Origin of the sequence: Kitasatospora sp. NPDC005751, assembly GCF_040630835.1 — a bacterium.
In the GTDB taxonomy this organism is placed as follows: Bacteria; Actinomycetota; Actinomycetes; order Streptomycetales; family Streptomycetaceae; genus Kitasatospora.
Genome location: NZ_JBEXYC010000019.1, coordinates 115,309 through 127,588 on the forward strand (window position 1 = coordinate 115,309; position 12,280 = coordinate 127,588).

Annotated in this window: 12 protein-coding genes; 9 read left to right on the forward strand and 3 right to left on the reverse strand. The window is 74.6% G+C overall.

What is annotated here, in order from left to right:
* Positions 1 to 177: 177 nt before the first annotated feature.
* Complete coding sequence (locus tag ABZ497_RS19500; protein WP_359806778.1) at positions 178 to 639, forward strand: ester cyclase; 462 nt, start codon at positions 178 to 180, stop codon at positions 637 to 639.
* Between the two features lie 66 nt (positions 640 to 705).
* Here the strand turns inward: ABZ497_RS19500 and ABZ497_RS19505 are convergent, their stop codons facing one another.
* The gene (locus ABZ497_RS19505; RefSeq protein WP_359806781.1) at positions 706 to 1,995 is read right to left on the reverse strand and encodes an amidohydrolase family protein; all 1,290 of its coding nucleotides are present in this window, start codon (positions 1,993 to 1,995) and stop codon (positions 706 to 708) included.
* 225 nt (positions 1,996 to 2,220) lie between these two features.
* Positions 2,221 to 3,714 (reverse strand): dienelactone hydrolase family protein, encoded by a 1,494-nt coding sequence (locus tag ABZ497_RS19510; RefSeq protein ID WP_359806782.1) that lies wholly within the window; start codon positions 3,712 to 3,714, stop codon positions 2,221 to 2,223.
* 326 nt (positions 3,715 to 4,040) lie between these two features.
* Here ABZ497_RS19510 and ABZ497_RS19515 point away from each other — a divergent pair, with 326 nt between their 5' ends.
* Entirely contained in the window at positions 4,041 to 5,330 is a 1,290-nt protein-coding gene (locus ABZ497_RS19515) for a histidine kinase (protein ID WP_359806785.1), read from the forward strand.
* Positions 5,327 to 5,986, forward strand: coding sequence for a response regulator transcription factor (locus ABZ497_RS19520; RefSeq protein WP_359806788.1), 660 nt, complete (start codon positions 5,327 to 5,329; stop codon positions 5,984 to 5,986). The genes ABZ497_RS19515 and ABZ497_RS19520 overlap by 4 nt, the downstream gene beginning before the upstream one ends.
* 274 nt (positions 5,987 to 6,260) lie before the next feature.
* On the opposite strand, the gene ABZ497_RS19525 is transcribed toward ABZ497_RS19520, so the two are convergent.
* Positions 6,261 to 7,424 carry an NAD(P)/FAD-dependent oxidoreductase gene (locus ABZ497_RS19525; protein ID WP_359806791.1) on the reverse strand — a complete coding sequence of 388 codons (1,164 nt, stop codon included), beginning with the start codon at positions 7,422 to 7,424 and terminating at the stop codon, positions 6,261 to 6,263.
* Positions 7,425 to 7,555: 131 nt separating this feature from the next.
* On the opposite strand from ABZ497_RS19525, the gene ABZ497_RS19530 reads away from it, so the two are divergent.
* The 6 genes from ABZ497_RS19530 (at position 7,556) to ABZ497_RS19555 (ending at position 12,161) form a co-directional block, all read left to right on the forward strand.
* Positions 7,556 to 8,278 carry a TetR family transcriptional regulator gene (locus ABZ497_RS19530; protein ID WP_359806794.1) on the forward strand — a complete coding sequence of 241 codons (723 nt, stop codon included), beginning with the start codon at positions 7,556 to 7,558 and terminating at the stop codon, positions 8,276 to 8,278.
* Between the two features lie 328 nt (positions 8,279 to 8,606).
* Entirely contained in the window at positions 8,607 to 8,960 is a 354-nt protein-coding gene (locus ABZ497_RS19535; protein WP_329485212.1) for a beta/gamma crystallin domain-containing protein, read from the forward strand.
* Between the two features lie 269 nt (positions 8,961 to 9,229).
* Positions 9,230 to 10,249, forward strand: coding sequence for an LLM class flavin-dependent oxidoreductase (locus ABZ497_RS19540; protein ID WP_352297020.1), 1,020 nt, complete (start codon positions 9,230 to 9,232; stop codon positions 10,247 to 10,249).
* A 318-nt stretch (positions 10,250 to 10,567) separates the two neighbouring features.
* Positions 10,568 to 10,690, forward strand: coding sequence for a hypothetical protein (locus ABZ497_RS19545; RefSeq protein ID WP_359806798.1), 123 nt, complete (start codon positions 10,568 to 10,570; stop codon positions 10,688 to 10,690).
* Positions 10,691 to 10,793: 103 nt separating this feature from the next.
* Positions 10,794 to 11,648, forward strand: a complete 855-nt coding sequence (locus ABZ497_RS19550; RefSeq protein WP_359806800.1) for a glutathione S-transferase C-terminal domain-containing protein — start codon at positions 10,794 to 10,796, stop codon at positions 11,646 to 11,648.
* Between the two features lie 213 nt (positions 11,649 to 11,861).
* On the forward strand, positions 11,862 to 12,161 hold the full coding sequence (locus tag ABZ497_RS19555; protein ID WP_359806803.1) for a hypothetical protein: 300 nt from the start codon (positions 11,862 to 11,864) through the stop codon (positions 12,159 to 12,161).
* The last annotated feature ends 119 nt before the right edge of the window (positions 12,162 to 12,280 follow it).

Genomic DNA, 12,280 nt, shown 5'->3' on the forward strand with positions numbered 1-12,280 from the left:
CCCCGACGTCGGCCCCGGCGGGTGTTCGGCGGGATGTCGCCGCGGACCACGTCCACCGGGGAGAACTCGACGGGCTCGGGCGGCGCCCGCCGGTCCGTCGCGTGAGGCCGGGGGCCGAACGGCTGATGAACGGGCCGCTTGCGTTGGGCGGGGCCCGGCCGACGGGAGAACGTTGGCATGCAACGTGACGAGATGCTGCACCTCTTCGAGGTCCACCGCGAAGCCGAGAGAGCGCGCGACTTCGATGCCGTGCTCGCGACCTTCACCGACGACTGCTTCTTCGAGACGGTGGCCCTCGGACGCCGGGTCGAGGGGAAGGCGGCCACCCGTGCCGCTTACGCGGCCTTCTTCACCGCCTTCCCCGACATCGTGCCCGTCGACCAGGGCATGACCTTCGGCGACGACGTGATCGTCGTCTGGGGCGAGCTGCGCGGCACGAGCGGCGGCCCCTGGCTCGGTGTCCCGCCGGGTGGCGGGTCGTTCGTGGTGCCGTTCGCCAACGTCGCGCCGTTCAAGGACGGCCGGATGGCGGGCGAGCGGATCTACTTCGACCTCGCCACGCTCTGCGAACAGGCCGGACTGTCGACCGAGGAGATCAGGGCCGCCGCGAGAGCGGCGCCCGGGAGCGGTCCCAGCTGACACCCTGCCATGCCCAGGCTGCGCCGATCGGAGCGGCCGGGGACCGCGCGTCGTGCCGGCTCGCGGTCAGCGGGCCCTCCTCGGGGCGAAGGGGGACCGGCGTTCGCGCACGGCCGCCACCGCCCTGGCTACCTGGGCGTCGAAGGCGTCGAGCTGCTCGGCCTCGGCGGGGCTCGCGACGAAGGTGCGTCGGTCACAGGCCGTGCCCCCGCGCCAGATCCGTTCGATCGCGCGGGTCGCGGTGATGTCCGTCAACGGGTCACCGGACACCAGGACCAGATCCGCGCGCCGCCCGGCCGCGATGCGTCCCCGGTCGGCGAGGCCGAAGACCCGGGCCGGCTCGGCCGTGGCGGCGGCCAGGGCCCGCGCCGGGCCGATGCCGCACCGGACCAGGAGCTCCAGCTCCCGGTGCAGGCTCGCCCCGAACACGGTCCCCGGGTTCGGGGCGTCGGTGCCCGCCAGCAGCGTGATCCCCGCGTCGGCCAGCCGCCGTACGTTCTCCTCGGCCCGGGAGTAGGGCGGCATCGCCCGGCCGCGCCGGCCCGGGGCGGCCGAGGTCCACCGCCGTGTCCAGGCTTCGCCGAGCGGCCCGGCGAGCCGCGGGTCGCCCGCCACGGCCGCGCCACCCGGTTCACCGAGGGTGTTCTCGATGGTGGCGAGCGTCGGACCGACCGCGATCCCGGCCTCGGCCATGCGTCCGACCAGAGCCTCGCCCAGCTCGGCGTCCACGGGGACGTGGGCCAGCACGTCGACACCGGCGGCCACCACCTCCTCGACACCGGCCACCGAGCTCACATGGGCGACGACGAGCAGGCCGCGGGCATGCGCGGCGGTGACCAGCGCGGTGACGGTCCCGGAGTCCAGCGACGGCCAGAGACCGCCGGTGCCCGAGATGATCTTCAGATAGTCCGAACCCGCCGCGATCCGCTCCGCGACGAACCGCTCGGCCTGGTCGGCGGCGGTCAGGGTCGGGAACGGGGCGTACATCAGCGACGGGTGTCCGTCGGGCGCCGTGGCACCGACACCCGAGGAACGCACATCGGCCACGTCCGGACGGGAACCGGCCTGCTCCTTGGCCCGCGCCACCAGGTCGGGCTTGCTGAACATGTCGAGAACGGTGGTGACGCCGAAGGTCAACGACTGTGCGAGGGCGCCGGGGACGAGGTGCACGTGCGCGTCGATCAGTCCGGGGAACACCGTTGCGCCACCCGCGTCGACCACGTCGTCGCCGTCCCGGGCGGCCGGGGCCGCCGAGCACTCGGTGATCAGCCCGTCGGCGAACCGGACCGAAGTCCAGTCCCGCGACCTCGTGCCGTCGAACACCTTGGCGTTCACGATCGTCGTTGCCGCGGCCATGGCGTCCACCCCCGGGGGATCCTGAGTAGGGCGGGACGGCGAGAGACCACCCGAGGTCCTCGACCTCACCGGCGCGGAAGCCGCCCGCCACGCAGGGAGTCTACGACCCGCGCCACCCACCGGTGCGGGGTCGGTGCCGTCCGCGGACGGCACCGACCCCGCACGAGCTCACCACGCTCGCCCGGCTCCCCCGGCCAACGCTGCTCAGCGGTTCGTCGGCGGCGGCTATCCGGGGCGGTGGACGCTGAGCTCGCCGTACGCCGGGAGGACGGCGGCCAGGTCGCGGGCCTGGTCGCCGGGTGCGCCTCGCAGGACGGCGTCCAGGAAGGCGCGGGTGGCCGCGGCGACGACGCGCGGGCTCTCGACGCGGCCCAGGGTGCCGACGATCGAGGGCACGGGCGGCAGATAGAGGGGGCCGTCCATGAAGGTGAGGTGCGCGGCGCCGGGGACGGTGAGCCGGTAGCTCGTCGCGGTACTGGACCCGAGCGCCTCGGTGAGGCGGGGCAGGTAGCGGGCGTCGGTCGCCGGGGTGATGGCCTGGGTGAGCGCGAGCACCGGCTGGACGAGGGACGGCGTGGTCGGGCCGTGGGGGAAGCCGTCCAGGTCGACGACGGCGTCGAACCGGCGGTCCTGCCGGGCCGCCTGCAGCGCCGCTGCCCCACCCATGGAGTGGCCGGCCACCGCGACCCGGCCGGTGTCCAGGCGTCCGTTCAGCGGGTCGGCGATCGCACCGCGGTCCAGACCGTCCAACTGGGTGAGGACGAAGCCGAGGTCGGCGGCCCGGATCGCGGTCCACCCGGCCGCGAGCTTCTCGTCCTCGTCCGGGTCGCCGCTGGAGGCGGTCTCGGTGGTGATCGTCCGGCCGTCGGCGAGGACGACGGCGGCGGAGTCGTACGGGTGGTCGAGGGCGGCGACCACGTACCCGTGGCTGGCCAGCTCCTCCGCCCAGGCGGTGTTCTGGGTACGCACCCCGCCCGACCCGGGAGAGAACAGCACGACGGGGAACCGGCCCCCGCCACCGTCCACCGGGGCGTCGAAGACCGAGCGGGAGCGGGCGTGCGGAACCCCGTCGACCAGGAAGCCCGGCAGGCCGACCCCCTGGGCGAGGGCGTCGGAGACGGTACGCGCCTCCTGCTCCGTGCGTCCGAGGTACTGGGCCCGCCGCGTGCCCGAGGGGCTCCGCTGCGCGGGGTACCAGAGCTGGACCACGACCGTGCGCCGGTCGTCCGGGTCGGCGGTGAAGGTCTCGGGGCGCAGCGGGTCGGTCCACTGCACCACCCGGGTGCCGACCGCGAAGTCGCCCGACGGCTCGGGGAAGACGGGTACGGGGAAGGCCCAGGCGGCCGCCGGGCCGGTGGCGATCAGGCCGGCGCAGGCCAGTGATCCGGGCAGCGCCAGCCACCAGCGGGCCCGCCACGCGGGTCGGCCGGTAGGGCGTCGCCGCAGGGGAAGGACGGCGAACGGCAACGCGAAGGCGGCGCCCGCCAGTACCGGCAGCATCTGCCAGCGGACTCCCGCCACGGCCAGCAGGATCGCGGACAGCACCTCGACCGCCCCGGCCGCGATCGTGACGCGCGGGCGGGCGGCGGGGGGCAGCCAGCGCGCCACCACCAGTGTGATGGCGCCCAGCAGGACAACTGTTTCCAGGAGGGACATGGACAGTCCCGTGATGATCTCGGTCACCCGCCCATCGTCGGCGCCGGGCCTGCGCCGCCACATCGATCCCGGGTCGTCGCCGGGTACGACCGCGGTCGTCGTCCGGAGCGGGCCCCGTACGACCGCGGTGGCAACCGACTGCGCCGGACCAGCGGCCGGCCTGCGACCACGGGAGGTGGCGCGGCTCCTCCTGCGGTCGTATGCGGCCCGGTGCCGATCAGTCGCTGGACTCATGTGCGTCGCGGGGGCCGTGACCTACCGTGAACAGGGCCGCGGTACCTGCCGTGCGGCGCGAGGCGGACGTTTCCCGTACCCGCCTCGGCCGCAGGTGGTACGCGGACGTGGCCCCGGCCGGGGCCACGCCGGTGCTGGAACGACAGGGACGTGTGATGACCGAGGCGGCCGCGGAACCCGGCGCCACCCACCCGGTGCGCCGCCGCGACCGGGGGCGGTGGGCGCGTACGGCCCTGCGGCCGGCGCGGCACGCCGACCCGGCCACCGGGCGGGCGGCGCGACCGGCATCCGCCGCCTGGCGCCGGGGCATCCGGCTGCCACCCCTGGTCTGGGACTCGCTGTTGCCGGCGCTCCTGCTGCTCAACATCGTGACCACGGACGGGTCGCACGAGTTCCCGGCGGCCGTGGCCCTCACCGCCGCCCTCGCGCTGCCCCTGCTGTGGCGGCGCCGGGCCCCGCTCACGGTGTTCGCCGCCGTGACGGCCGCGGCCTTCGTCCAGTGGCTGATGGGCATCCAACTGCCCGCCGACGTGGCCCTGCTGGTGGCGCTCTACACGGCGGCCGCGAACTCGGGCCGCCGCGGGACGCTCGTCGCCGGTGCCCTCGTCGAGGCCGGCGCCCTGCTGGCCTGCCTGCGCTGGGCGCCGCACGGCGCGTTCCTGACCCCCTTCGTCGCGGTCACCGCGATGGTCGTCGCCGCCGCCGTGCTCGGTGTGAACGTGCGGACCACGCGCGCCTACCTCGCGGCCCTGGAGGAACGGGCCGACCGCCTGAGACAGCAACAGGACCAGCAGGCGCGCCTGGCCGTCGCCGAGGAGAGGACACGCATCACCCGGGAGATGCACGACATCGTCACCCACAACCTGTCCGTCATGGTCGCGCTCACCGACGCCGCCGTCTACGCGCAGCACCGGTCGCCCGACAAGGCCACCGCCGCGATGCTCCAGATCTCCGAGACCGGCCGACAGGCCCTGACCGACATGCGGCGCTCGCTCGGCATCCTGCGGACCGACGAGCCGGACGCGGAGCGCCACCCGCTGCCCGGCATCGCCCAACTGGAGGCGCTCGCCGACCAGATGTGCGCCGCCGGGCTGCCGACCGGCCTGGAGGTCCACGGCGGCTACACCCACATCCCCGCCACCGCGCAACTCACCGTCTACCGCCTGGTACAGGAAGCCTTGACCAACACCCTGAAGCACACCCCCGCCGGCACCCGCGCGACGGTCCGGATCCGGTGCTCGACCGAGGCCGTCACCGTGGACATCACCGACAGCGGCCCCCACCGGCCACGGCCCGCCGCCGCACCGTCCGGCCACGGCATCCCCGGCATGCGCGAGCGCTCGGCCGCCTACGGGGGCGCGCTGCAGGCCGGACCTCTTCCGGAGGGCGGTTGGGGAGTCCGTACCCGCCTCCTCCTCGGCAGCGGCGGAGCGGCGTCCGTATGACCATCCGCATCCTGATCGCCGACGACGAAGCCTTGCTCCGGATGGCCTTCGCCACCGTCCTGGAGGCCCAGCCCGACATGGCACCGGTCGGCGAAGCCGCCGACGGCGCCGAGGCGGTGCGCCTCGCCCGGGAGCTGCGCCCCGACGTCGTCCTGATGGACGTCCGGATGCCCGGGAGGGACGGGATCGAGGCGACCCGGCAGCTCGTCGAGATCGCCCCGCAGAGCAGAGTGCTCATCCTCACCACCTTCGACCTGGACGAATACGCCTTCGCCGGACTCAATGCCGGAGCCTCGGGCTTCCTGCTGAAGAACACCAGGCCAGAGGAACTGCTCACCGCGATTCGCAACGTCGCCGCGGGCGACGCGGTGGTGTCCCCGCGGATCACCCGCCGCCTGCTGGAGAACTTCCGCCCGCACATCCCAGGCGGCGGCACCGACGGCGACGACCGGCTGAGCCGGCTCAGCGCCCGTGAACGCGAGGTGCTCGTCCAGGTGGGCCGCGGCCTGTCCAACAGCGAGATCGCGGCCGCCCTGTACCTCGCGGAGGGGACGGTGAAGTCCCATCTGGGGCGGATCCTGCAGAAGCTCGAACTCCGCGACCGGGTCCAGGCTGTGATCTTCGCCTACGACAGCCGCCTCATCCACCCGGCGTGACGCCGGCGCCGCCGGTGGCGGCGCCGGCCGGGCGCCCACGTCGGGGGGCCGGCACCCTTCAGGCCTCCAACGCGCCGGCGACCGGGCGTCCCGCCACACCGACACGGTGAGCCGACGGGACCGGCGGCGCTCGGTGGTCAGCTGCGGAGGGGACGCTGTAACTGATCGATGACCGGGGATTGCGTCCGACAGCGACGGACATCGCCGCAGCGGAACGGGATGGGAAGCTCTTCGACCACGTTGTTCGGCGGGAGATTCCGGCCGGACCGGCGGCTCACCCCACCGGTCCGCCGCCGGTGAAGAACTCGACCAGCCCGTACGGTGCCCGGTCGCCGATGCAGAGGTCCAGGATCGCGGACGCACGCGTCGCGGCGCTCGCGCTGCGGGGGAACAGCTCAGCCTCGTACGCGGCGAGGGCCGCTTCGGTGTCGCCGGGGTGCGTGGCGATCGCCCGCCCGAGCTCGGCGCCGTCGAGCATCGCGAGGTTGGCGCCCTCGCCCGCCGGGGGCGCCAGGTGTGCGGCGTCGCCGAGCAGCGTCACCCCGGGCACGCGGTCCCAGCGGTGACCGACCGGCAGTGTGTGCAGGGCGCGCCCGACGGGTGCGCTCTCGCCCTCGGTGATCAGTGCGGTGAGCTGCGGGGCCCACCCCTCGAACTCCGCGGCCACCGCGGCCCTGGCCGCGTCGGCGTCGGCGAAGTCGATCCCGGCGATCCAGTCGGCGGGGCGGGTCAGCTGGACGTAGGTGTGCAGCACTCCCTCGGCCTCCCGGTGGGCGGAGATCCCCTGCCCGGGGGCGAGCGCGAACATCGACCCGGCGCCGACCGCCGCGGCCGCCGCCGGGTGCCGCTCGTCGGCGTCGTAGAGGTAGGTCTCGACGAAGCACGTGCCGAGGTACTCCGGCTCCGCAGCGGAGAGCAGGGGCCGGATCCGGGACCAGGCGCCGTCGGCGCCGACGAGCAGTCCGGTGGTCACGGCCGACCCGTCCGTGAACGCCACCTCGTGCCGGCCGCCGCCGAGGGGCCGGGCCCCGGCGACCTTCCGCCCCCAGACGACCGTCCCTTCGGGCAGCGATTCGACCAGGATCCGGCGGAGGTCGCCGCGGAGCACCTCGGGGCGCCGGCCGGTGCCGTCGTCGGGCTCGTCCAGCAGCACCGTGCCGTGCCGGTCGAGCACCCGGGAGGCCTCGCCGCCCTCGTGGACGATCGCGCGGAACTCCTCGGTGAGGCCGGCCGCCGCCAGCGCGCGCTGCCCGTCGTGCTCGTGGATGTCGAGCTGGCCGCCCTGCGTCCGGGCCTGCGGGGAGGGCTCGGCCTCGTAGACCGTCGCGGAGATGCCGTGGACGTGCAGGACGCGGGCGAGCACCAGCCCGCCGAGCCCGGCGCCGATGATCGTGACGGGAGTGCCGGGTGCGTTTGGCACGGTCGGTGCGGTGGTCATGGCGGTGCCCTCTCTGCTCGCGGGCGGTCTCCGCCCGGCCGAACCGTGGAACGTCGTTCCAGGGCCAGAATGGAACACCGTTCCAGTCCTGTCAAGCTGGAACGGTGTTCCAGGTGTGCCAGGATGGAGGCATGGCAACCAGCGCGCGCCGCGCCGAGCGGCGGGACGAGCCGCTCTCCCGCGAGCGCATCGTCGAGACGGCCGTCGAACTCCTCGACCGTTCCGGCGAGGGCGGTCTCACCTTCCGCGCCCTGGCGCAGCAGCTCGCCACCGGCCCCGGCGCGATCTACTGGCACATCGCGAACAAGGACGAGCTCCTCGGCGCGGCCACCGCCGCCGTCCTCACCGGCGCCCTCACCGCCGCCGCCCCCGGCAGCACGCCGCAGCAGGCCGTCCGCTCCCTGGCGCTGGGCGTCTTCGACGCGATCGACGCCCACCCCTGGGTCGGCGCCCAGCTCGCCCGGCCCTTCTCGCCGTCGCCGCTGCTGCGCCTGATGGAAGGCCTCGGCCGCCAGGTCCAGGCCCTCGGCGTCCCCGAACCCGAGCTGTTCGGCTCGGCGTCCGCCCTGCTGCACTACATCCTGGGGGTGAGCAACCAGAACGCCGCCAACGCCGTCGCGGCCGCCACCCACCGCCCGCCGACGAGCCGGACCGCCTTCCTGGCCGCCACCTCCACCGCCTGGGCGGAGCTCGACCCCGACGAGTTCGCGTTCGTCCGCACCGTCGCCGGCCAGATGCGCGAGCACGACGATCGCGAGGAGTTCCTCACCGGTGTCGACCTGATCCTGACCGGCATCACCGCCCGGCTCCGAGCGGCGGCCCTGCCGGCGGCCGGGCCCGCGCGCGAGGTCTGACCCCGGCCGTCCGGCCGCCGGGTGCCGCGCCGTCGCGACTGGCTCCGGATCCGGAAATCCCCGGCTCCTCGGCCGGCCTCGTGGGAGCCGCTCTCCACGAACGGGTGAAATTCCTCCCCGGTCCTTCGTGTCCGGAACGTATCCGCCGGACGGGGGAACGGCGGTCGCTATGTTGGCTGTCCCGGACCCCCTCGGCCCGGGCCCCGGCCGGGGCCCGGGGCGGTCTCCCGTCGGTTCCGTGCCTCGGCGACCTCAACGCTCGGCCAGGGCGCGACACCGCCGACGGGGCCGGGCACCATGCGTCGGTTTCCCCCAGCAAGGAGAGCTCGTGCTTTCGAAGAAGATGAGGCTCGCGCGTTCCCTGGCCGTGGCACTCGCCACGGCCACCGCGTTCACCATCACCCTGCCGAGCGGCAACGCCTACGCCATCAACCACGTGGAGTGCGTCGGTGGTGAGGACTTCCTGAAGATCTGGTCGCACCTCGACGGGCGCCAGAGCGTCGACTGCTACGCGAACGCCGGAAGGACGAGCTTCGGCAACTGGTGGGTCGACCGCATCTCCACCGGGAACAACGACCTGATCTACTACGACGCCAACGGCGACTCGGTGCGGATCGACCGCTGGCACGACATCACCTTCCCCAACAACCCTCCGAAGGTGAAGGACATCCAGATCCTCTGACGCGTTGACGGTTCCGCGGCGGACCGCCGCCCTGCGCGCGGGCGGCGGCCCCCGCGGAACCGACCGGGCGGCGTCTCTCGCCCCCGGACCGCGCGGTCCTTGACGGGCGCGTCACGTGCGTGTTTCCCCGGATTGCGCTTCCGGTGGAGCACTTGAGCGCCGCCGGGCCTTGTGTGAGTGTGGGGCCGACGTCCGGTGATCGAAATCCGGGCCGTGACAGTCGAACCGCGCAGCTCCGACCGGGCCCGTCGCGGAGGACGGAGGAACCGGTGCCCTCGCCCTCGCAACCGCTTCGGAAGCTGGGATTCCTGACCATCGGCCTGTTCGACCCGGCCGATCCCCGCCACGGGCACGAGTCGACGCTGCGGCTCGTCGAACTCGGCGAGCGCCTGGGATTCGACAGCGCCTGGCTGCGCCACCGGCACCTGCAGTACGGGATCTCCTCGCCCGTCGCGGTGCTGGCCGCGGCCACCCAGCGCACCAGCCGCATCCACCTGGGCACGGCGGTCATCCCGCTGGGGTGGGAGAACCCCCTGCGGCTGGCCGAGGACCTGGCGACCGTCGACCTCCTGTCCGGCGGCAGGCTCAACCCCGGTGTCAGCGTGGGCCGTCCCGGGCACTACGACCGGATCGCCCCCGCGCTCTACCCCGACACCGCCGAGGCCGAGGACTTCAGCTACGAACGGGTGCGCCGGCTGCTGGACTTCGTCCGCGGCGAGCGGGCCACCGACTTCAGCGGGACCGAGGGCATCGAGGTGTACTCCGACCGCGTCCAGCCCGTCGCACCCGGTCTGGCGGACCGCCTGTGGTACGGCGGCGGGAGCCTGCGCTCGGCCCGGTGGGCGGGCGAGCAGGGGCTGAGCCTGCTCACCAGCAGCGTGGTGCGGGCCGAGGAGTCGGAGGACTTCGCCGAGATCCAGCGCTCGCAGATCGCCGCCTTCCGCGCCCACCACCCCGCCGGTGCCGGCGCCCGGGTCTCCCAGGGGCTGGTCGTCATCCCCACCGACGGGGCCTCGGCGCAGCAGCGCGCCAAGTACCGCGCTTACGTGCGGAGTCGGATTCCGCGCACCACCGCCCCGCAGGGACCGGCGCGGATGCTCTTCGCCCCGGACCTGATCGGCACGTCCGCCGAGATCGCCGAGCAGCTCTACGCCCACGCCGGGTTCCGGGAGGTCGACGAGGTCGTCTTCGCACTGCCGTTCTCCTTCGACTTCGAGGACTACGTCCAGATCCTCACCGACATCGCCACCGGCCTCGGCCCCGCGCTCGGCTGGCGGCCCGCGCACTGAGACACCCCTGCCGCGGCCGTCCCCGCAGCGCGCCTGACGTGAAGTCAGGGGGCTCCGGCCGGGCACCGCTCCTCGGCGGCCCCGCCGGGGCCCGGGGGGTGAACCCACGGCCGGCGCACCGGCGTTCGCGACGAGCCTCCGTCTTCTGCGGGCGCGCCGGTCCGGCCGGAGCGGGACGCGCGTCCCACCATGCGGGACGGCCGGTCCTCCGGTGCCGGGGCCCTTGACGCGGCGCGGATCCGGGATGACACTCCGGAGCAGGAATCCTCGAACGTGGGTGGGAGAGCCGTGAGGCACGCGGAGCCGGTCGTCGATGGCGTGGCCCACGCTGTCCGGCTGCGCCCGGTGCTGACGTGCCGCCGCCACATCGACCTGCAGCGGGTCTGCAGCAGCCTGGCAGGAGCGCCCGCTCCCCATGGCGCGGCGGCCCTCGCCGTCTGATTCCCCACCGGGCACTCGCCCGCCCCGAGTTCCGCCCTCCCCGCTCCTCCCGCACCCGATGCGTCGCACGCGCGTGCGCGCACCCCCGACCCCTGGGAGACCCATGTCCGACGCCTCCTCCTCCGCCGTCCCCTCCCTCCGCGGCCGGATCGGCCGCGACGCCCGCAGCGGGTACTACGCCGTGCCGCACCGCTACCGGCTGCACCTCACGCTGTCCTGTCCGCACTGTCTGCAGATCGCCGTCACCCACAGCCTGCTCGGCCTCGACGACACCCTCCCGGTGACCCTGCTGCCGGCGCTGCCGGACGACGGCGCCGGCGGGTACCTGGCGCTGCGGCCGCTGTACGAGGCGAGCGCGCACCAGTACCCCGGGCCGGCCGTGGCGCCGGTGCTCAGCGACAGCTGGAGCGGACGGATCGTCAGCACCGACACCACCGAGATCCTCACCGACCTGGCCCGGCGGTTCCCCGGCCCCGACCTCCACCCGTGCGGCCTCGACACGGCGATCGAGGCGGTCCGGGAGCTGTGCGAGCGGAGCATCAACGCCCCGGCCCAACGCGCCGGCCGGGCCGACGCCACCGCGGCCGAGCGCGCGACGGCCCTGCGGAGCCTGCTCGACGGGCTGGCCGCGATCGAGCACCGCCTGGCCACCCGGGAGTTCCTGCTGGGCGAGGAGCTGACCCTCGCGGACGTGGAGCTCTGGGTGACCCTGGTGCGGCTGGACACCGTGCACCGCTGGCACCTGGACGCCACCGCCGTGCATCGCATCGCCGAGCACTCCCGGGTGTGGGCCCACGCCCGGCGGCTCGCCGGACACCCCGCCTTCGGCCGCCACCTCGATCTGGACGGCATCGCCCGCCGCCACCACACCCGCTGCCAGGGCGAGGAGGCCGCGGGCGCGGCGATCCAGATCGTCGACTGGGCGGAGCACGCCCGGCGGCGGGTGCACTCCGGCTGAGCGGCGGCGTCGGCCGGGAGGTCACCACGAGCCCCTACCTGTGCCGGTAGCTCGTTGCTCCGGCCGCGCCCCCGTCGCCCGCCTCGTTCCCGTCGATGCCGGAGAGGTCGGAGAGGCGGCTGGTCCGGTCGGCTGTCACGGCGTGCGCGTGGTGGCGGCCGGGGGTTGGCTGGTCGGGGTGGATACCTGGACGCCGATGAAGGAGGAGTGGTCATGGCCGTGGTGATGTCGATGCTCTGGGCCGACGCGACGCCGGAGCAGTACGACACGGTGCGGGACGCCGTGGACTGGGAGCAGGTCCCCGGGGCCGGGGGACAGCTGCATGTGGCCTGGTTCGACGCGCGGGGTCTCCACGTGACCGATGTGTGGGAGTCCCGGGAGGCGTTCGAGGCGTTCATGGCCCAGCGCCTCACCCCCGCGATCGCGACGGCCGGGATCAGCGGGGCTCCGGAGGTGTCCTTCGCCCCGCTCCACCGCCGGTACGTCGCGCCCGGGATCACCGGCGCGGCATAGCGACTCCTGACACGTGCACCCCGGCGGCGCCGAGCTCGTACGGCGCCGCCCGCCGGGGCGGCCGGGCCCGGCCCGGCCCGGCCGCCCCGCCCACCCCCCCGCCCCCAGCCCGAGCGGTC

What these genes read in the sequence shown, in the direction of transcription:
- ABZ497_RS19520 (WP_359806788.1), top strand. Translation starts at nt 5,327, where the DNA reads ATGACCATCCGCATCCTGATCGCCGACGACGAAGCCTTGCTCCGGATG.
- ABZ497_RS19555 (WP_359806803.1), top strand. Translation starts at nt 11,862, where the DNA reads ATGGCCGTGGTGATGTCGATGCTCTGGGCCGACGCGACGCCGGAGCAG.
- ABZ497_RS19530 (WP_359806794.1), top strand. Translation starts at nt 7,556, where the DNA reads ATGGCAACCAGCGCGCGCCGCGCCGAGCGGCGGGACGAGCCGCTCTCC.
- ABZ497_RS19550 (WP_359806800.1), top strand. Translation starts at nt 10,794, where the DNA reads ATGTCCGACGCCTCCTCCTCCGCCGTCCCCTCCCTCCGCGGCCGGATC.
- ABZ497_RS19525 (WP_359806791.1), bottom strand. Translation starts at nt 7,424, where the DNA reads ATGACCACCGCACCGACCGTGCCAAACGCACCCGGCACTCCCGTCACG.
- ABZ497_RS19515 (WP_359806785.1), top strand. Translation starts at nt 4,041, where the DNA reads ATGACCGAGGCGGCCGCGGAACCCGGCGCCACCCACCCGGTGCGCCGC.
- ABZ497_RS19510 (WP_359806782.1), bottom strand. Translation starts at nt 3,714, where the DNA reads ATGTGGCGGCGCAGGCCCGGCGCCGACGATGGGCGGGTGACCGAGATC.
- ABZ497_RS19500 (WP_359806778.1), top strand. Translation starts at nt 178, where the DNA reads ATGCAACGTGACGAGATGCTGCACCTCTTCGAGGTCCACCGCGAAGCC.
- ABZ497_RS19505 (WP_359806781.1), bottom strand. Translation starts at nt 1,995, where the DNA reads ATGGCCGCGGCAACGACGATCGTGAACGCCAAGGTGTTCGACGGCACG.